Genomic DNA, 20,920 nt, shown 5'->3' with positions numbered 1-20,920 from the left:
ACCATAAAATTAATTAAATATCAATGATACAGTACACTAGTCTTTTATAATCTTTTTCCAAATCTTCTAAATCTATATATTCTTCATCCGCCAAAGGCATAAAACTTCCGCACCCTTTGCAATTCAAATTACAATGTTCTGTCACTATCACATCAAAAAATAATGTCCTTCTTGGAATAAATTTTGCCGCCAAATTAATCACTTCTCTTTTATCCATGATCCACTTCACCTCTTCATGATATATTTTATATAACCATTCAATTTCATCAATGCGTTTTCCGTCAAAACACTATCTCCGTACTCAGTCATTATTTTTTTTGAAATTGCATCCCATTTGTTTTGATCAATATTTATATCCCAATACATCGGTCTATTATTTTGTATACTTACCAATTGGCCACTTCTATTAATTCCATATAATATGTTGTTTCCTTCTGTCCATTCCATACAATAATAATCATTCATTAAAACAAAATTATTATATCCTTCATTTTCTTCTTTAAAATATTCGTTCAAATTTTCATCATATAAATTCCAGCTATCTTTCTCAACCGCACTTAACACCAATTTGTCTTTGTATCGAAACATCCATGCATCTTTATAACCCACTGCTACTGCTTTACATCTCTTTAATTTCACTTTATCATAGCTAATTATTGCTTGGCTGTTCATATCATATATATAATATTTATCTCCCATCGCTACAATTTGCGAGACTCTAAGGTTATCATCAAGTTGTTTTTTTTCAAATTTATATTTTTCTGTACAATATACTAACATATACGGGGTTTCCCAAATCGCGAACAAATACTTTCCTTCATCCCTACATCCACTACCAATTACTGATGTATTCTCACCTTCCGATTTCCACTCTGCTTCGTATCTTATTTGATTAGTTTTATAATTGAATTTGACTATTTTATTATACATATTGGGAATAAAGGTTAAAAAATCCCCTTCTATCATATATCCTCGAAACATATTTGAGCATGTCTGTTCGATAGAATAATATTTAAAATTATCCTCATCTTTCAAATAAATAACCAAATGTTTTGCATTACACGGAATAAGTATTATTTTATTATCATCTACAAAAATTCCTCGAAAAAGGAACAATCTCACTTGTTCTTCGTTCGGGATTACCTTAACAAAATCGACCTTATTTATTTCTAAATTTACATGCATCAGCAATGGCAACTTTGCGTGCACAAGCCATAGCCCATCCTTTTCATAAAATACACACGATGACGATACTGCGATTTTTTTCATTTACTTAGACCTCTATATCTTTCATTATTTATGAACTACATATTTACAACAAAAAAGGCCAACTCCGCGCACAATCTCACAGAATCAGCCTTATTATATCTCATCCGACCTCCATGTCATGAATCACGATACATCTATATGATATATCGACATTTTACATATAATGCTTAACCAACAAACGCCGGAGAATTCGATATCTTCTCCAGCGTTCATACACATATCTATAAACTTATACCTAATATTATCGATCTTCCCGAAACCGTTCCAGATCCCCCTGTGTTGTGACCTTATAATTCTTCTCATCCCCCGGTATCATAGCAATCTTCATTCCTGCCAGAATTGCCGGTTCAGACGAGCCATTGATTGTGTAGATATCATCAGGGAGTAACGCTTTGCACGCCTCATAATATGGTGTGAATCGAAAGACTTCCGGTGCCTGTCCGGCAAATAACTCCTCTCTGCGAAGCGTACTGGTGATTATCTTTCCATCCACACTTTGATAGATCGTATCCTTCATCGGAAGTACCGGCATTACACCATCGTTTTCAGGTAATGCAGCAAAGCAATCGCTTATCATCTGCATCGTCAGATTCGGTCTCGCAGCATCACAGATCATGGCATTGACATCTTCGGACACTATGCGTCCGGTTCTAATATCCTCTTCAATATCTTCTAATGCATGCAAGATGGACAATTGCCGGTTGTCACCCGGCTCGGAATATCCTATGAATATTTCTTTCCAGATCGAAGCTGTCAGATGTTTCCGGACATCCGCTTCGATATCGTCCTCCCACATATCTGCACAGACTATCCGTATTCCATCGATCTCCGGTGCCTGCACACAGGTTGAAAGCACATATGTCAGAATCATCTTATCATTTACTTTTATATACTGCTTCGGAATATCTGCACCAAGCCTGGTTCCGGTTCCTCCTGCTAATATAATTGCAATGTTCATACTCTATCCAATCTCCCGTATCTCGCGCAGGATATCGCCATACGGGCGGTTCTTTCCGAACAGAACCGTCGTACCCAGCACGAACCCATCGACGCCCTTCGGCGCAAATTCCTCGATCTTGTCCTTGCCACAGGCACCATCCCAGTAGACCTTGATGCCCATTTCCTCTTTCATAGATACCAGACGTTCTACTTTCTTACCGACATAAGGCAGGTACATCTGTCCGGCATTCCCCGGATTCACGGTCATGACAAGCACCTTGTCCACAATATGTAACATCTCATATACCGTCTCGATACTTGTTCCCGGATTGATTGCAATCCCCGGCACCATACCCGCATCTATGATCTTCTGTAGTGTCGTAGATGGATGATACTCCGCTTCCGGATGGATATATACCGTATCACCTTTTCGAAGGCGATTCAGGAACATCTGGATATTGTTGTTCGGATGCTCGATCATCAGATGGACATCCAGCGGCGTTGTCGTTGCCGATGCGATATATGCCATATCATAGAGTGACATCGCGAAGTTCCCTACATAACGTCCGTCCATGATGTCAATATGGAAGGAATCGATTCTTGCCGTATCCAGTTCCTTTACTTCTTTCTCCAGATTTCCAAAATTCGCACACATCATGGATGCATTCAATTCAAACATAATACATAACCCCTTTCTCACCTGTTCCCCAACCATACTTCTCTATGTTCCTGCCATATACTGATACTTATATATTCTGCCACAACATATTAATCCTGTATCTGTGCCGGTCATATGCGAATCCCATATATTTCTACATCTGCACCGACCGTATATCTCCTTTATATATCTACATTCTCTATCATAACCGGTTTCTTCAGCACTTCACACTTATGCGCCAGGCTATCGGAATCTCCATAATATGCATCGCATACATATACCGCGCAGTCACTATCCTGTGTATTATCGTAGATCCCCCATGTCTGTTCCTGATAATTTCGGACAATCGACCGATATTCTTCGATTCGCTCCGGACACGCCTTCTCGACCGCCTGCCCGAAGAGCGGATGCGGTCTCCATAATAGTACCACATCTTCCTTGCTTTCTTCAAATATTTTCAAACTTCTGTGAATCTTGTCAATCGCTGCGCCACCATGCTGCATCAACGTTGCGACATTCGTACCATACAGGATAATCTTCTTCCTGCTGCCATCTGCACGACAGATCATGTTCTTCCAGTTCGATGGCATATTCCGCAGATATTCTTCCCGTTCCTGCTCCCGCTCATATCGTTCGGCATCATCAAGCGGGGAGCCATCTCCGCGAATTTTAGTCTCCCAGATTCCCCGTGTATCTTCCCCGGCGAACTCTGTCAGATAATCAATATACGCCTGCCGCATAGCCTCTGACTGTACAATCGTCAGGTCTGCATGCACAACACCCGGCATACGACAGTAATAATCCATTACCTTCCGTGCCTTCTGATTCTCTTCACTTGGCACATCCACCTTGAACCACGGGATATAGATCAGCTTGTCTGTATAATTCTTGATCACAGAAGAATAATACTGCGGAGCCACGGAAGTCGTGTAGTTATAGCTATCATACGGACTCTGTATGAAGATGATATCCGGATGCACCTTCTCGATATCATAGGTCTGATAATCCTGCACATCGAGATAGTCCGGATATTGATTGCCCTCATAATACGATTCCTTTATCGCACCCTGCGCATCCCGCAGATAATACGGAATTGGAAGCACCGTCACTTCCGTCCCTGCTTCCTCTTTTTCTCTCCGCCATACACTGTCAAACGCCTTCCAGTTGGATGCTTTGTATGTCAGGAACAACACACGCTTCTTCGGTACACATCGCTCCACACATTCTTTGAACCCATCTGCGATTTCTGTCAATACACCTGCCAGATCATCCACATCAATTCCAACACCCTGTTCCACGGCCTGACCTGTCAATTCGTCTATCTGATATAGCAATTCACAATACTGCTCCAGAAGCTTTACAGGTTCTGTCCCTTCGCCCAATCGTTCTTCCAACAGATTACCTATCTGGACAGCGCCTTCCTGGCAGACTGACAGAAGCTGTACCGCTTCCGTATATTGTCTCCCCGCAACTACTTTCAGAAGCATGTTATGAGCCTCTTCCATAAGGCCTGCGAGCTGTATCGCTGCCTCATACGGCTTCTCCTTCTTCTGTCTGTGACTTAGATCTAAATCATCCTTGGAGAAATGATACTCAAACGGATATGGCGATACCAGTGCTTTCAAATGCTCTTCCTGCCCTGTAAAGAACGGATAATCGTGTACACCCCCGCTTTTTACAATCTTCATATAATCCCCATATTCAATCTGCAAGACACCATCATAGGATGCCGGTGCCGGAAGCTTCGTAATCTCGAACGGAACCATAACTGTCGAATCGAAATATTCTGCCGGGTATAGGTGATTATCGAAGTATACCCAATATGGCATGAGCGCTACATGGCTGCCACCCTTGCTTGCATACAGGGAAAATACTTTCTCTCCTGCCTGAAACAGTTGCTGCCTGATACACTGTGTATAATCAAATTCTACTAAGCAGAGTTCTTCTATCTGCTTCAAAACATCTTCATACTCTCCTATATTACTGTTGTCTTCCTTTATTTCATCCCCTGCTGCCATGATCAAAGTTGCTAAAGCTTTCCGTTCTTTCTCTTCTTCCTCATCCTCTGCTATATAATCAAGCACAAATATATCAATACCGGTTGCATATGGGCAGTCATGATATTTCTCCAGATAATTCGAGTCGAAATTCAGACGATGTCCATTCGTCACGCGCGTCATATATTCGAGATACAGTTCCTCTTTATGCATATTCAATACAACAAAACTCTTCGGAAGCTCCTGTTCTGCCACCTGATTGAACTTGATATAATCCGGGCGAAGCATGCAGATATCCATATCGTCGTCCCAAGGAATATAACCTCTGTGCCGGACTGCTCCAAGCAGCGTGCCACAGTCTGCAAACCAACGGATATTGTGTTTCTTGCAGACTTTGTCAATCTCTTCGAGCACCTCGAGCTGCGCTGCCCATGCACGCTTCATGGCTCCCGTAATATAGAATCCTTCCCGGATTTCATCTTCAAAATATGTATGTGGAAACTGCATATAATTCCTCCTGAAACAAAACAAGCTGGCCCATATAGAGCCAGCCGAATTTTGTCAATAATATTTCAATTACTGAAGTAATGAGAGTACGCCCTGTGTAGACTGATTTGACTGAGCCAGCATAGACTGAGCTGCCTGCTGAAGAATGTTGTTCTTCGTGTAGTTTGTCATCTCAGTAGCCATATCTGTATCACGAATCTGTGATTCAGCTGCTGTCAGGTTCTCAGAGTAGTTCTCCAGATTGTTGATCGTGTAGTTCAGACGGTTCTGAATAGCACCCAGTTTAGAACGAGCTGTAGATACATCCTTGATAGCCTTTGAAATAGCTGTCATTGCGGATGCTGCAACCTCGTGTGAAGATACTTTAAGAGCATTTACACCGATGCTTGTAGCTGTCATAGAGCTGATTGTGATTGACATGTTCTCACCTGCAACTGCACCTACCTGAAGCTGCTTGTCCTTGAAAGAACCTGTCAGAAGCTTTGTACCGTTGAACGCTGCCTTCTTAGCAATAGAATTAATCTCATCTCTAAGCTGTGTCATCTCATCATCGATAGCCTGACGATCATCAGAAGCATTTACATCATTGGCTGCCTTTGTAGCAAGCTCACCCATACGCTGAAGGATGCTGTGGATCTCGTTCATGTTACCTTCTGCTGTCTGAATCAGGGAAACACCGTCCTCAGAGTTCTTAACAGCCTGATTGATACCACGAATCTGATTTCTCATCTTCTCACTGATGGAAAGACCTGCTGCATCGTCTGCTGCTCTGTTAACCTGGTATCCGGAAGACAACTTCTCAGTTGACTTAGATACTGCCTTAACATTCTGTCCCAACATTCTGTTTGTGTTTGCTGCCTGCAAATTGTGCTGTACTACCATAATAATTCCTCCTTGAATTTATTCCCGCGTCCTTGCGAGAAGTACTGGGGCACCGCCCCGTGAATAGTATATATGTTAGAACCCGCTCGGGTAATAACCTTGTTCATAGGAACTTGTTTGTTCCTTACACCTTATATATCGGACAAGGATTCATATCCTTAACCCTCTTTTTATTATTTTTATAAAAATTATTTTTTCTGATCATAAAGCAGGGAATCATTCACCATGCCATTCGCCATCGATTTATAATACTTGTTCGCAACCGTCTTCGACTGCTTGACCTGACGCACGCCCTGAAACTTCATGGCAAAGACCTGTTCCATCGCCGCACGGTTCCGTTCCTCGACTGCCTCAATCTGCATTCCCAGATCTACGCACTGACGGATCAGATTCTGGATTGCCTGCAATTCTTCCCGGTAACGCATTGGATCCGCCTGTATCTCCTGCCTCACACGGTCATATACAGAAGAAAATCCTTTATCTCCTTCATTGATATTACCAATCAGTATCTCCTTTTGGTCTACCAGCTCAGTGAACGCATCTTCCCGAAACTTCTCTTCCGCGGCAAGCTCTGCTTGTTTGTTTGTAAGCGCGAGTATCTCCTCTAGATACCGCCTCTTGCGTTCTAGAGACTCCCGCAGAATCCTCACATAAGTTCCGATCTGATCCATGTCTGCCTCCTAACTCAAAGAAAATTGCGGTCCCCGCGCACGTTTCATAACTTCCTTCCAGATATCACGCATATCGCGCAGCTCTCCGAGCGCACGATTCAAAAGCTCCATATCCTTGTTCATATTCGCTTCGGTCAGAAGTGCAAAGATATAGTCATACATCCGCTTGAAGTCCTCTGCCACCGGATATTTCATATCCAGCGTTGAGGTAAGCTCTACTATAATATTCCGGCACTTCTGGATATTCGTATTCGTCTTCTCATAATCCTTCTTCTCGAGTGCTACCACTGCGATATTGCAGAATTTTACGGCACCCTCATAGAGCATCAGGGTAAGCTCCGCCGGTGTTGCTGTCTCTACCTTACCCGTTCCATATGCTTTTGCCGCCATGTTATATGCCATGTTCTAACCCTCCAGATACCATTTTGTCTTCCATGTTTCATCAGCCTCCGAATAAAGACGAAAGATATGACTGCTGGCTCTGCATCTTCGCCATCGCAGCTTCCATCTTGGAGAACTGATTGTAATACTTATCCTCTAAGTTCTGCAGCTTCTCTTCCCACTTATCAATCTCATCATCATAATCGTCGATCTCGCTGTCAAGTGTCTTGTCGTTGTAGAAGGTCTGTGTACTCCGGACACCCTCGATACGTGTCATGGATTTTCTGAGATAATCATACATCTGTGTTCCGACGCCTTTGTTATCTGTCGTTCCACCAATGATCTGACTGACTAAGTTGTCATTTCCTTCCAAGGCTGCACGAAGCTTGTTCTCCTGTGACGCATAATTTTCATCATCTTCGTCACCCATAATGTGCAATTTACCGTTCTCCGTATAATCACCTGTCACGATACCGATCGATGCAAGCGACATCGTCTTTGTGCTACCGTCTGCAAGTGTCACCTGTACGCCCTTGTTCAGCATGGTACGCATGTCAGAAAGCAATGTCTGCAATGTAGAATCCCGGCGCAGCAATCCCTGCTTTGCCTTCTCTTCCCACTTCTCGATCTGCGTGTCGGACAGCTTGCTTCTCTCATCCTCTGTTAAGGCATCATATCCGGCATCCTTCTCACTATAGTATTTGTTCATCTCATCGATCAGCTCATTGTAAGCCTTCACGAATTTCTTGACGTTATTATAAGCGGCATCTGTATCTGCGGATACTTCGACATTCACCGCTGTATCTGTCTTTGCCTTTGCAGTGATGGTCATGCCGTTGATGGTCATCGTGTTGCTGTCGCCCGTGTATTTGACGCCATTATAATAGATGATGGCATCTCTTGCATCCACCTTCTTAGAACCACTGCCAAGTCCAAGTGCCTCCAATGCACTCTTATCACTCGATGTGATATTGAAATCATTTGCAGCACCGGTCTTCGATGCATTGACATAGAATCTTCCCTGTGCGGCATCAAAGCTTGCGGAGACACCCATCTTGGAGACAGCTGTCGTGAAATCATTGATCGTTGACTTGTCATCCACGACAAAATCCTTGCCATTGACTGAAAATGTTGTTCCAACCTTGATTCCAAGATCCGCTAATTTCGTAGTCCCCGAGATATCTGCGCTTGTAAAGTTATTTGCCACCTTCGCGGTAAATGCAGCGCTCACGGTATTTCCGGCTGCTGCATCCTTGTCGTAACCGACGGTACCGTCGATGCCAAGTGCATCTGCCTTCACAGTATAAGTTGTTCCACTCTTGCTGCCATCATCTGCTGTTTCCGCGGTTGTGTTCGTGAATGTCAGCTTTCCGTCCTTAATGCTTGCAGACAAGCCTTTGAAGTTCTCTTCCTTCGCAAGCTTCTCGTTCAATTCGGAAAGGGATGCAACACCATCTGTCCCGGTTCCGCCAAGCTCATATTCCACCGTGTTGGTTCCATCGGAGATAGAGATCTTCTGTCCTGCCAGACTCAGATTCTGTCCGGACGCATCTATCATATCCGCAAACTTTGTAGCAAGTCCTGCGTCATTGTATCTGGTATAGGAATTCCCTTTTATCTTGATATTGTCCCCCGTCAGATATGCAGAAGATGCGGTCTGCTCTACGGATACCGAATGTGTACCGTTTGAAGCATTTGCTCCGACGCTGACAGACACCTTTGTCTCATCACTTGCCACCGCTTTCTTCGCATTGTAGCTACTTACAGTCTTGAATGCAGAAAGCTCTGTCTTGTAGAAGTTATAAATCTTCGTATTGAGTCCGCTCCAGATCTCCTTCCTCCACTCAACATCCTGCTTTTTCTGTTTGATTTTATTTACTTTTTCAGAGCTGGCGCTGACCAGTTCTTTCACCATGCTCTCGGTATCCATGCCGGATACGAGACCTGTCATACGCATTGCCATAACTAATACCTCCTATATCACTCTCTTCGTTCGTGATGGGGTTCTCCTTTAACGACGCTCGTCAACCAGAAGTCCTGCCATCTCCCATGCCTTTGCAAGCATATCGAGTGTCTTCTCCGGCGGAATCTCACGGATTACTTCATCGGTATCACTATCTGTAACGGTAATCGAAATCCGGTTTGTATCCTCATGATACTTGAAGCTAAGCTGGGTGTGGTGAAGTGGACTTGCCTGCTTTACAGTCTTGTTCAGATCATCGACCGCTGCCTTGATCTTGTCCGGTGCAACTTCCTTATCGGTCTGTACCGCACCTCGATCCTGCTGACCCGGCTTGCTATTATTATCGCCGCTACTGCCTTTTCCAAAAACCGGTGGCAAAGTCGCAGCCTGCACCTGCTGGTTAGCAGTACTGCCTGTGTTCACATCCACCGTCTCAGACTGCGGACGTGTCACTCTTGTCTGTGAACTTACATTTAAGGCTCCTACGCCTCCGATTCCATCCATTCCCATAATCTATACGCCTCCTTGCGTGAACCTTGTATGCCTTCCATCCATGAACGGCATACGCCTATAGTTTCCTACTAGTTGTATCGTCAACTAATCACTCATACTTTACCACTTTATAAGAGTTTTTTCAAACTTTCTACGTCGAGATTCGCCACAGCTTCGCGGTTTTCTTTCTGAATCTGTGCGTAGATTTCCTTGCGGTAGACAGGCACGCTCTTCGGTGCGGAGATACCGATCTTGACCTGATCGCCCTTCGCCTCGAGCACAGTGATCTCAATGTTATTGCCTATCACGATGGATTCGCCTTGTTTTCTGGATAGTGCTAACATATTACTCACCTGCCTTTTCTTTCATCTTCTGGATTGCCTCGTAGGCATTGAATTTCACCTTGTAATCTTCGTTCTCTACGATCACCTGAATGGCTTTTCTGCCCTCTGTGTTGATGATGATCGGAGCCTTCAGATTCGCTGTCATCTTCGTTAAGTCCGAAGGAATCGACAATGTGACAAACATCAGAATATCCGCATCTGCAGGATCACCGATGTTCTTCATCAGCTCGTCCTCCACGATCGGACCGTAATCATCAATCAGTTCCGATGGATGGATGATCGGAAGTGCCAATGCAGGCTCCTCCATGGACTGTAACCAGCTGATCTTCGAACGCTCCTCGCGGTCGCTGTCATAAATAATCGCAAATTTCTTTAAATTCTCGAAACCAATCAGTCCCATCGGGAACTCCAGGATCTTGTCCTCCGCGATGTCGACTGTGCCAAATAATCTTGTTTCTGCTACCATGCTTTATCCCTCCTCAAAATTTAGGAACCACGTTCTACAAAATAATAACGACTTCTCTATAGGTAATCCAACAACGACGCTCTGACCAGATTGCTTGTAGCTGCAAGCGCTGCCTCATATACGACATTCGCTTCCTTAAAGTTCAATGCTGCCTCTTCCGTGCTCACATCCTCATTTTCAGACTTCAATTCCTTGAATGTGCTGTACTGTTCTGTCACGCGAGTTCTGATCATGTCAAGTTTTGTCATACGGCTTCCGACATCGGACTGGATTGCAGATACCTGATCCATATATCCCTGAAAGTTCGTGATGTTCTTCGCAAATGTCTTCTGCATCGTCTCTTTCTTAATAGCGATTTCGACGTTGATATCTTCCAGCATGGCGTTGATCTGCTTTACTGCATCATCATTCGATGCATACTGGGTATCTGTAAGCATATTCTTGAGCTTTGTCTGCGTCTTTTCTGCCGCATCCAGTTCCTGTAATGTATAGATCAGATCATTGATGTTGTTGCTCATATCATCGTTGATAATATTTTTGCCTTCCGTATTAACCTGAATACTCTGGCTGAAATTCACTTCATAATAAATCGCCTGCGTCCGGTCATATGTATCGTAGTCCACAGTCTTAATACTTCCATCCGACTGCTCCGTGTACTGCGTACAATCGAAATAGTGCTCCGGGCGGAGGTCACCTGCCTCAAACTTATTTTTTGCGTAGTCAACTACGATATCGTCCGCCTGTTTGAGTGTATTGTACACGTTTTCACCAAAGATGATTTCGCCGGTTTCCTCAATGATATTGATATCATCCGGTCCAACCTGATAATAGGTGTCTGCATCCGCAGTAGTCTTAATCGTCTGCTTAAATCCGCTTAAATCGATTGTGTTACCATTTGCATCCAGTGCTTTCAGGGAAAGTGCTACATTGCCCTGACTATCCTTACTTGAAATGCCCTCATATGCCAGATTCAGGCGGTAAACCTGTTCCTTGTCCGGCTTTACATAGGTACTTGTGCCTGCCAGAATCCCATCTACATCTTCATTGTTCACGCCGTTTAATACGACCGTTTTCATATCCAGATTATCCGCGTTTAAATGCTGTGTAATCTTGTATGAATATTTCTTGATATCTTCTGTCTCATTAAATGCAAGGGAGCGATCCGTTTTATAACCTGAGAAGATATAACGTCCAGCGTAGGTTGAATTTCCCTCACTGTTGATCATATCCTGCATCTCTTTTAACACATCAATGATCGCGCTTCGGTCGGAGGTATTGAACGAATCCGTCGAGCCCTGTGTACAATAGCTCTGGATATCTTCGAGTCGTGAAGTGATGTTGTCCAGAGAGGTTGTTGTAATCTTCAACCACGATTCTGCATCGCCGATGTTCTTGTCCTTGTACTGCTCCAGCTGGGTTACCATCGTACGAAGCTTCAGGGCACGCACGGCAACAACCGGATCCTCGGATGCCTTTGTAATTTTCTTTCCTGTCTCCATCTGCGTTGTGCGGTTATCCACATTTGCCATGGTTTTCTGCATATTCCGCAGAGAGTTATTGGAGATCATCTGATTTGTAATTCGCATAATACGCCTCCTCCGCAATTACCAGCTATACTCATTCCTTACTTTTCTATGTTACACGCCAGTCTCATTAATTAACTTATCGTACACCTCATTTAATACAGATATCACCTTGGATGCCAGCCGGTACAGTTCCTGGAACTTCGTCAGATTCGAACCTTCCTCGTTCTTATCGACACCGGAAATAGATGCTCTCTGGTTATCAATCGTGTATCGGATATCATCCTGATTTGCTGCAAATACCTCATTTTTCTTTGTATCGACCGCCATGTTTGTTGTGATTGCCTGCAGGAAATGTGAGACATTACCCTGCTGGAACATCGATGTATCCGTCAGTCCAGCCATCATCTTTTCTAAGATGCCCCTTGCCTCTATGTTGCCCTGATCGATATCTTCCTTGTAAGACACAACAATCTTCTTCGGATCGGTCTTCCACTGCTGGTTCAGCTCCCAGTTCAGTCCGTTCAGACGGTAATAGCTGTCGTCGCCGGAAGAAATCGTTCCAGTTCCCTGCATGCTGCCCTTCAATACGAAATCGTGTCCATCCGGTGCCTGTGCGGTAAATGCATCAAGTCCCGGATTTCCATCGGCATCGGCACCCGCGCCTGTCAGGTCGTTCATGTACTTGGAGAATACACGCACCAGCTCGTTTAACTTTGCCTGATAATACGGAATACCCTTTGTCATATTTTTGACGCCAATCTGTGCCTGACGTCCGTCGATACCTGTCGGGAAGATAGCTGTTACTTCCGCATTCTTCTCATCAATCATCGTCATATTTTTAAATGTAAAGTTATTCAGCTTTCCGGCTGCATCATACTCGGCCGTCCAGCCGTCGTACAGATAATCTTTACCGTTCAGGGTAATTGTTCCCTCGCTTGGAATGTTCAGATCTTTCATGGCAACACTCTCTGCAAGCGATACTGTCACTTCCGGTGGATTGTCCGATACAGCAGTTGTTTTTCCGGAAAATACCTCACCATTGTTGCCGTCACGGATGTTGAACAGACCTGCGATTCTTCCGGTTGTATTCGCCGTATTGAAGAATTCTCCCGCAGTATCATCCGCGTTCTTCCAATAAATATCAACCAGACCATCCTGATCATTCTGGTTCACCTTCTGCTCCCGTGGAACTATGGTCAGTTCATTGTAACCAAGCTCATCGACCAGGATTTCACCATTAATACGGATCGTCAGAGTCTTGGCATTTGCTTCGACCTGATCATTTCCCACACCATACATGATGCTTCGCTCGTCCACATCAACATTGATATATTCGGATAATGTGTCGATACATACGCCCCGCTTATCACGCAGGTCGTTTGCATTTCCACCCTTTAATTCGACTGTGATAATCTCCTGTGTCAACTCGTAGATCTGCTTTGCAAGCGAGTTCACTTCGCTGACTGCAAGTTCAACCTCATCGTTGATCGTCTTCTGCGTCGATTGGAAATTGCTTGCAAGCTCATTCACCATGTCTGTGAAAGAATCTGCCGTAAGCGCAAAGGAGATTCGCGTTGTATAATCGGCTGGCTTTGTCGAGAGATCCTGCATGGCATCGGACATCTCTGCCATCCATTTTGTATAGCCTGCCTCGGAAGTCATTTCGTTCATATACGTCTGTAACTGTTCGAGATTGGCATGCTGTGAATTGTACTGACTGTACTTGGAATTTGCAGACCAGTATTTCGTGTCGTAATATGCATTTCTCTGACGTTCTACGGCTGAAGCGGTAATACCGGTTCCCATCATACCATACGTCTTGTTCAGACGTAAGGCGTCCGATGCGGAAGCCTGCACGTTCTGTCTGGAATATCCTTTTGTATCCGCATTGGATATATTGTGCGCGGTTGTATTCAGCGCCGTCTGGAAATATGTCAGTCCCGAAAGACCTGTATTGAGTCCTAAAAATGTAGATGGCATCGCTTCCACTCCTTCTTTGTCAATTGCGAATTATCGTTTCTTTTATGCACCCAGCTTCTCGATCAGATAAGCAATCATCTCGGATACGGTGTTGATATATCGGGAGGACGCATTATATGCATGCTGGAATTTGATCATGCTGGATAACTCCTCATCAGAGGATACGCCAAGCAGCTGCTGTCTCGTATTCTCGGCGTCGGACACTGCCTGCTGTCCGGTTTCCATCATGGATTTGTATGTGTAACCACGGTCTGACAGATCATCCATCATACCGCTGTAATAATCTTTGTAATTGCACTGCACCAGAGAATTCGGACTGACCGTTGCAAACTTATCGTTCCACCGTGCCAGCAACTCATCTGCGATCGTCTGTGCCTCCTCACCCGATACACGGGAGAGTGGAAGCAGGGACGGATTCTGTAACAGCTTCTCGTTCACCTTCAGGTTTCCGATCGTATAAAGCGAATAGAAATCGTCCGGATTTTCTTCGTTATATACCTTGAACGTCTGTGTCGTTCCATCTGCCAACGTCAGTGTACGCTCTGTGTACCGCTCCACGCTGTTTCGCGTAAACAACTCGGTGCCCGGATACTCATTACCTGAACCCATGCCGATACCTGCAGTATCCTCGTCCAACACCTTTACGGTAGAACCATCTGCCAGCGTCACGGTTTTGTTCGGACACAACGTATCGTTGATCTGTGTCACCATCGCATGAATCAGCACATCAAACTGTGCCTCCAGATTCGTAATCGTGTATGGTTCCACATACGTATTAAAATATTCCAGATCTTTTACATAATCTTTGACGTCCTGCTCGTACTGCGCCATCGCCGTCTGATAATCCGCATTGTTAGCAAAATCTTTCTCCAGCGGTTTCGTCGGCTTTGTCGGTACGTCCGTGTAGTTACTGATAAAATAACCCCGCGACATCATAAGACCATTCAGAGAACCGATATCGCTGTTACTGTCCGCGGTCGGTACCCGGTTTATATTAAACAAAGGATCGCCATCCTGCTCCCATACCGGCATCAGGAAGTCCGTCGAAGAACCTGTGAATCCGTAATTCTGCTGATATTTCTCATTCTCACACACCTTCTGTGTCGTCAGTGTGTAGGTTCTTCCAAGCGTAACCAGTGTATGTCCTTCCAGATACACCTCTACCGTACCGTCTTCGTTGTTTACAACTTCGGTATTCACAATAGAAGAAAGCTTATCAAGTGCCTGATTCCGCTTGTCCTTTAAGTCATTTGCTTTTTCCACATTTCCTGCCTCAACCGCACGGATCTGCTGGTTGAGTTCATAGATGGTAGATGCAAGATCATTGACTGTCTTGACCTGATCCTTGATCTCCGTGTTCAGATTCCGCTGATACTCGATCAGACTGGAACGTATCGTCTGCACACGATCGATCAGGGTGAGTGCATTGGAGATAAAGGAGCTCCGCGTTACGATACTGTTCGACTCCTTCTGCAGCTCCTGCATGGATGTCCACATATCGTTTAACGTCGTGTTAAAATCCTTACCCTCTAACTCACCGAAATAATTCTCTATCTCTGAGACGGTTTCATACTGCGCCTTGTAGTAGCTCATACGCCCGCTCTCTGTGCGGTAGGTATCATCTGCAAACTGGTCGCGCACCTGTCGGATCTGCGCCGTTACAACTCCCATACCTACGTTATTGATATAATATGAGTCCGTTGCGACTCTGTTATATGACTGGTCTGTCAGGAGTACCTGCTGTCTGGTATAGCCCTCAGTCTGTGTGTTTATTAAATTATGTGCGGTTGCATTTAACGCATATTGACTTGTCTGAAGTCCTGTTACGCCAACCGTCAACCGTCCCATCGTTCCTGCCATACGTTTACTCCCTTATTCCCGTTAATTCTGTACATCAAATCTGCCCGGTACATCGGCACCGCCTGCATATGCAGCGTTGCTCTTGAACATCTCTTTCGAATACTCTGCCGTCTCCGGCGCCCGGTTTAAATTCTGCATCAGATTGATGTTATACTCGATCATTTCAAGTGCATCCTGAATCAGATTCTGATTATGTCCGTTTACTTCCCGCACCTTCCGTGCAAGCTTCGCCAGCTTCTCGTTGATCGCAAGCAGCGGATCATGGAATTCCGGCTGTCCTTCCAGAAATGTAACAACGTCCATCACCTTGACATCATCTGGTCGTTTGCCTAAGATATTCGCTACATTTGTCATTGTCTCGCGCCGTCTGTGTTCCACGCTTGCAAGCGCATCTGCCAGACGCTGCTCCTTCTCGGTTGTCTCAGACAGACGGTCAAGATTGTTCGATACAATCGCACCCGTCTTCTCCATCGACACCTGCAGAAGCTGCTCATACAATGCATACTCATCATTCAATTCCGTAATCAGATTCTCAATTATACTTGCCATGTCGCATCCTCTTTTAGATATTTGTCTTGCTGTAACTGTCCAGTAATTTCTGTGCGAAATCATCCACGCTCACATCATATGTGCCGTTGTCAATCCGGCGCTTCAGATCCTGAATCTTGGACTCTCTGACATCTGGTGTATTGCCCAGTGCTGTCTTTGCTGTCTGCATATCTTTTCCCATGCTTGAGAAAGATACCTGATCCAAAAAGCTTCCTGATCCGGTTGTTCCAGAAGTCTTCGTCTTCTTGGTGCCTGTGTTGCCATAGATCTGACTGATCATATTATAGGTTCCTATTCTCATTGCTTCTCCCTCCTTTTTCTTATCTTTCGCAAGCCGCAGTCTCCTGCAATTACGATTCTTCAATATGAATATCGGAAGTTTTCCCTGTATCATAACCCTTTTTATGTAAAAAAAGACACATGCACCAGCATTTGTGCATATGTCTCTTCTCTGTTTTATGTATTTTATACAGAAGCAATCCCTGCCTGCTTTTCATCCACTGGATTAGTCAAGAAATCGCATCTTACCAGCGGAACTCTTCCGAACCGCCTGCTGGCGTTCCCGCTTGTAAGCGTTTGTCATCGCATCTGCCAGTCCGCCTGCACACTCCTTACAGAATCTTCCGCTGTGGATCATCTTGCCGCAGCGCTCACATTCCAGACCAACCAGAGAATCATCGGTAAAGGATAAACGTTCCTCGCGCACCCAGTATTTGATCTGCTTGATCGTAACATCACACGCTTCCGCTACCTGATTGATATTCTCGCGTGGATTCTCCTCGATATATTTCTTTACTTTCTGAAACTTCTCTTCCAGCTTTTCTTTACATGCAGGGCACAGCTTTTCGCCCGCAATATAATTAAATAACTTCTTACAGTTTCTGCAATTCATCAGTTCCATGATTTGTTCCTCCCTCTATCTATTCTGACACAATCTCTATATCACTTTCATCTTCCGGTTCCGATTGCTACACTTGTATAATAAACATCCGGGATTCCCGCCGCATGCAGACTCTTCGTACATGCCTCGATCGTAGCCCCCGTCGTGTAAATATCATCGACCAACAATACTTTCTTATAGCTTACACTTTTTTCTATACATTGAAAAGCCTTTTTTAAATTTTGCTCGCGGTGCTCCGGGTCCAGACTTTTCTGCGGTTCTGTATTTACCACACGCGCAAGCAGCTCCCGTTCAACCGGTATATCCAGTTTCTTTCCAAGTGCATCTGCCAGAAGCTCCGCCTGATTGTAACCACGCTTCTCCAGCTTGCGCTTATGGATTGGGATCGGAATCAGCGCATCAATCCCCAGACTCTGCAATGTGAGTCCATGCCGTTTCACGATCTGTCCTGCATAGAATGCTGCATAATCACGCTGATTGTGATACTTGAACCGCGCCAGACTCTCATCAAGTGGATACTGGTATTTCATCGCCGGAAAGCCCTGTATATATGTCCGTGTATGCCGCGTACAATCCTCACACAGCTCCGCTTCCTCATCAGTGATCTCGCACCCACACCGCATGCAAACTGGCTGTGCCGGATAATCAATCATCGGTCTGCACTCGTCACACACCTGTCCAGCCTGTCTCCCTGTCACATCGCCACAAAGCGGACAGGTCGGCGGATATATCCAATTCACAAGTTTATTCCATACTCTCATTTAACTCCTCTAACCGAAGTGCCAGCGACGTGTACCGCTTCTGCTCCTCGGAATTATCAACCATCTGGTTTACCAGATTCACATCACCGACGATAATAACCAGCTGTCTCGCACGCGTGATTGCTGTGTAAATCAGATTCCGGTTCATCAGTTTCCGGTTTCCGCCAAGCAGCGGAATGATAACTGCCGGATACTCACTACCCTGTGATTTATGAATCGTCACGGCAAATGCATGCTCGATCTGATCCAGCTCTTTATAGTTATAAACACTCTCTCGTCCGTCGTCAAACAGGATTGTCAGCTCCTCATCGTAATCACTGATATCGGTAATCACGCCCATATCTCCGTTAAATACACCGACACCTTCATCCAGCACATAGCCTCTGCCGGTACCTGTCTTGGAAACACCGTAAATCTTCCACTCCTGTTGGTAATTATTCTTGATCTGCATGACCTTGTCGCCCTTTCGGAAGGTCACATCGCCACGCACATGCTCGGGCTTGTCCTTCGCCTTCGGATTCAGACGGTTTTGCAGCTTCTGGTTCATATTCTCCACGCCGACTTCGTATTTCCGCATCGGACACAGGATCTGGATTTCCTGCGGTGAAAATCCATAGTAATTCGGCAGATTCTTCATCGTGAGTATCTGTACTTCCTCGATGATCTGCGATGCTGTCCGCTGTGGGATAAAGAAGAAGTCCTTGCTCTTGTTCGTCAGGATCAGATGCTCGCCACGCTGGATCTTATGCGCATTGAATACGATGTCGCTGCCATCCTCCTGCCGGAAGATCTTGTTCAGCGTCGTAACCGGGAAGCAGCCCGAATTGATAATATCCTTCAGCACATTTCCGGCACCCACGGAAGGAAGCTGGTTTACATCCCCGACGAAGATCAGTCTCGTTCCATATGGAACCGCCTGCACGAGTGAATAAAAGATATACGCATCAACCATCGACATCTCATCCACGATGATCGCATCACATTCGAGTGGATTGTCTGCATTTCGTGAAAAATGCATGCCGTGATCGTCCTGATTTTTGCTGTCCTCATCCATCGCACCGCTGATTTCCAGCAGACGATGAATCGTCTGTGCCGGCCATCCGGTCGACTCGGTCATACGCTTCGCTGCACGCCCGGTCGGTGCACAAAGCTTGATCTCCATACCTTTCTTGGAGAAATATTTGATAATAACATTGATGATCGTCGTTTTTCCGGTTCCGGGACCACCGGTAATAACTGCCACCCCGGCTTTGATCGCCGATTTTACAGCTGCCCGCTGCAGCTCATCCAATGTCAGTTTTTCTTCTTTTTCAATCTTCTGAATTTCCCGTTCCAGCTCGTCCTGTTCCATATCATAGCGAAGCTGCAGATCGGTAAGCAGTCTTGCAGAATTCAGCTCCACATAATAATTCGATGCCAGATAGACGACATCTTCTTCATCGATCTGCTTGATCATGATCTTGCCTGCGATCAGCAGCTCCATCAACTGCTGTTCAAACAGGGAAACCGTCTGTTCGTACGCCGATTCCGCACTTGTCGCATCCGCGTATTCTGCATAACCAAGCGCCGACTGTCCATAGATGCCTTCGACATCCGTTGCAGTGTCGCGCGTCAGCTCCACACAGCGGCGCAGCAAAAGCTGCTTCGGCAGATACATATGTCCCTCGCCGCCTGCCATATTCAGCACATACAGCACAGCCGACCGCAAACGGAATTCAGAATCCTGTGCAATTCCCATGCGCTTTGCGATATCATCCGCGATCCGGAATCCGATACCGGAAATATCCTCCGCCAGTTTATATGGATTGCCGCGCAGAATGTCATAGACTTTATTTCCATATGTATTGAAGATGCGAATTGCCAGATTCACCGAAATTCCATACTGCGCCAGAAAAATGGCAACCTCCTGAAATTCCTTCTTCTCCAGATACGAGGTCGCGATCGCTTGTGCCTTTCGCTCAGAGATTCCACTGATCTCCGCCAACCGCTCTGGTTCCTCCTCGATGATCCGAAGGGTGTCATCCTTGAATTTCTTGACGATCTTCTTCGCCAAAACGGCACCAATGCCCTTGATGATACCAGAGCCTAAATACCGCTCGATTCCAAGTGTATCCTTCGGCATCTGAATCTCGCAGGAGGAGAATTTGAACTGAATATCATACTGCGGATGATTCACGTATTCTCCCTCTGCAATCACATAGAGACCTTCACCGGCACCCGGCAGGGTGCCAACGAAGATCTCTTCACCTTCTTCGCCTTCCACGGACATCACACAATAGCCCGTTTCGTCGCTTTTATATACGATTTTTTCTATGTAGCCTTCTCTAATCATGTCATGATCCTATTTGTATTTTATGCATTTTGTGTCTGCGTAGTTGCCGCAGCCTGTTCCTGCTCATGCAGCTCCTCCGGCGTGATTGCCGCATTCTGTTTCTTCATAGATTCGTATAGCTGCTGTGCCAGACCAAGCTTGCCCTGATCGCTGACCAGCTTTGCATACTGCTGCGCCTGCAGGTCATATGCGTAGTCTGCATATGGGTTGTCGTCCTCATCGCTGTCGGACTTGATCGTTGCCTGTACCTGCTTATACACCTGCTCGACCAGATATGCTTCAAACTCCTTGCATGCCGCAAGCATCTCCTCATCGGTTGCTTCCGAGGAGGTTGATTTCTTGATCTGATTGGTTAAGTTGCTCGTCTGTGCCTGTGTCACATAGGATGAATAATCTTTATTTGTAAGGTTTGTGATGTTTTCCATAAGGTCACCTTTCCTCT

The 20,920-nt window shown here is 45.3% G+C and carries 21 protein-coding genes; all 21 read right to left on the bottom strand.

Annotated features, from left to right (window positions below):
• Positions 1-13 precede the first annotated feature (13 nt).
• Complete coding sequence (locus H9Q76_RS00900) at positions 14-217, bottom strand: hypothetical protein (RefSeq protein WP_249321372.1); 204 nt, start codon at positions 215-217, stop codon at positions 14-16.
• Positions 218-225: 8 nt separating this feature from the next.
• Positions 226-1,269 carry a hypothetical protein gene (locus H9Q76_RS00895; protein WP_249321371.1) on the bottom strand — a complete coding sequence of 348 codons (1,044 nt, stop codon included), beginning with the start codon at positions 1,267-1,269 and terminating at the stop codon, positions 226-228.
• 241 nt (positions 1,270-1,510) lie between these two features.
• Entirely contained in the window at positions 1,511-2,227 is a 717-nt protein-coding gene (locus H9Q76_RS00890) for an IspD/TarI family cytidylyltransferase (protein ID WP_249321370.1), read from the bottom strand.
• Positions 2,228-2,230: 3 nt separating this feature from the next.
• A complete protein-coding gene (locus H9Q76_RS00885) occupies positions 2,231-2,890 on the bottom strand; it encodes a ribulose-phosphate 3-epimerase (protein ID WP_178018333.1) in 660 nt (219 codons plus the stop codon).
• A gap of 158 nt (positions 2,891-3,048) precedes the next feature.
• A complete protein-coding gene (locus tag H9Q76_RS00880) occupies positions 3,049-5,370 on the bottom strand; it encodes a LicD family protein (RefSeq protein WP_249321369.1) in 2,322 nt (773 codons plus the stop codon).
• Between the two features lie 69 nt (positions 5,371-5,439).
• Positions 5,440-6,252, bottom strand: coding sequence for a flagellin N-terminal helical domain-containing protein (locus tag H9Q76_RS00875; RefSeq protein WP_249321368.1), 813 nt, complete (start codon positions 6,250-6,252; stop codon positions 5,440-5,442).
• Positions 6,253-6,440: 188 nt separating this feature from the next.
• Positions 6,441-6,923 (bottom strand): hypothetical protein, encoded by a 483-nt coding sequence (locus H9Q76_RS00870; protein ID WP_249321367.1) that lies wholly within the window; start codon positions 6,921-6,923, stop codon positions 6,441-6,443.
• A gap of 9 nt (positions 6,924-6,932) precedes the next feature.
• Complete coding sequence (gene fliS, locus H9Q76_RS00865) at positions 6,933-7,325, bottom strand: flagellar export chaperone FliS (protein ID WP_249321366.1); 393 nt, start codon at positions 7,323-7,325, stop codon at positions 6,933-6,935.
• Positions 7,326-7,365: 40 nt separating this feature from the next.
• On the bottom strand, positions 7,366-9,267 hold the full coding sequence (gene fliD, locus H9Q76_RS00860; RefSeq protein ID WP_249321365.1) for a flagellar filament capping protein FliD: 1,902 nt from the start codon (positions 9,265-9,267) through the stop codon (positions 7,366-7,368).
• Positions 9,268-9,315: 48 nt separating this feature from the next.
• On the bottom strand, positions 9,316-9,777 hold the full coding sequence (locus H9Q76_RS00855; protein ID WP_243023051.1) for a flagellar protein FlaG: 462 nt from the start codon (positions 9,775-9,777) through the stop codon (positions 9,316-9,318).
• A 110-nt stretch (positions 9,778-9,887) separates the two neighbouring features.
• The gene (csrA, locus tag H9Q76_RS00850) at positions 9,888-10,103 is read right to left on the bottom strand and encodes a carbon storage regulator CsrA (RefSeq protein WP_249321364.1); all 216 of its coding nucleotides are present in this window, start codon (positions 10,101-10,103) and stop codon (positions 9,888-9,890) included.
• A gap of 1 nt (position 10,104) precedes the next feature.
• On the bottom strand, positions 10,105-10,569 hold the full coding sequence (gene fliW / locus H9Q76_RS00845) for a flagellar assembly protein FliW (protein WP_021984863.1): 465 nt from the start codon (positions 10,567-10,569) through the stop codon (positions 10,105-10,107).
• Positions 10,570-10,625: 56 nt separating this feature from the next.
• Positions 10,626-12,155 carry a flagellin N-terminal helical domain-containing protein gene (locus H9Q76_RS00840; protein WP_249321363.1) on the bottom strand — a complete coding sequence of 510 codons (1,530 nt, stop codon included), beginning with the start codon at positions 12,153-12,155 and terminating at the stop codon, positions 10,626-10,628.
• Positions 12,156-12,206: 51 nt separating this feature from the next.
• Positions 12,207-14,075 (bottom strand): flagellar hook-associated protein FlgK, encoded by a 1,869-nt coding sequence (gene flgK / locus H9Q76_RS00835; RefSeq protein WP_249321362.1) that lies wholly within the window; start codon positions 14,073-14,075, stop codon positions 12,207-12,209.
• 42 nt (positions 14,076-14,117) lie between these two features.
• On the bottom strand, positions 14,118-15,935 hold the full coding sequence (gene flgK / locus H9Q76_RS00830) for a flagellar hook-associated protein FlgK (RefSeq protein ID WP_118734613.1): 1,818 nt from the start codon (positions 15,933-15,935) through the stop codon (positions 14,118-14,120).
• A 21-nt stretch (positions 15,936-15,956) separates the two neighbouring features.
• A complete protein-coding gene (locus H9Q76_RS00825; protein ID WP_021984867.1) occupies positions 15,957-16,484 on the bottom strand; it encodes a flagellar protein FlgN in 528 nt (175 codons plus the stop codon).
• Positions 16,485-16,497: 13 nt separating this feature from the next.
• Positions 16,498-16,785: a flagellar biosynthesis anti-sigma factor FlgM gene (gene flgM / locus H9Q76_RS00820; RefSeq protein ID WP_021984868.1), complete on the bottom strand. Its 288-nt coding sequence runs from the start codon at positions 16,783-16,785 to the stop codon at positions 16,498-16,500.
• A 204-nt stretch (positions 16,786-16,989) separates the two neighbouring features.
• Positions 16,990-17,385, bottom strand: a complete 396-nt coding sequence (locus H9Q76_RS00815) for a hypothetical protein (RefSeq protein ID WP_021984869.1) — start codon at positions 17,383-17,385, stop codon at positions 16,990-16,992.
• Positions 17,386-17,432: 47 nt separating this feature from the next.
• Positions 17,433-18,146, bottom strand: coding sequence for a ComF family protein (locus H9Q76_RS00810; RefSeq protein WP_117780856.1), 714 nt, complete (start codon positions 18,144-18,146; stop codon positions 17,433-17,435).
• Positions 18,130-20,478, bottom strand: coding sequence for an SF1B family DNA helicase RecD2 (gene recD2 / locus H9Q76_RS00805; protein ID WP_249321361.1), 2,349 nt, complete (start codon positions 20,476-20,478; stop codon positions 18,130-18,132). The genes H9Q76_RS00810 and recD2 overlap by 17 nt, the downstream gene beginning before the upstream one ends.
• Positions 20,479-20,498: 20 nt before the next feature.
• Complete coding sequence (locus H9Q76_RS00800) at positions 20,499-20,903, bottom strand: rod-binding protein (protein WP_249321360.1); 405 nt, start codon at positions 20,901-20,903, stop codon at positions 20,499-20,501.
• Positions 20,904-20,920 lie beyond the last annotated feature (17 nt).

This window comes from Wujia chipingensis (assembly GCF_014337155.1).
GTDB classification, from domain to species: Bacteria; Bacillota; Clostridia; order Lachnospirales; family Lachnospiraceae; genus Coprococcus_C; species Coprococcus_C hominis.
This window is presented reverse-complemented; position numbering and strand designations above follow the sequence as displayed.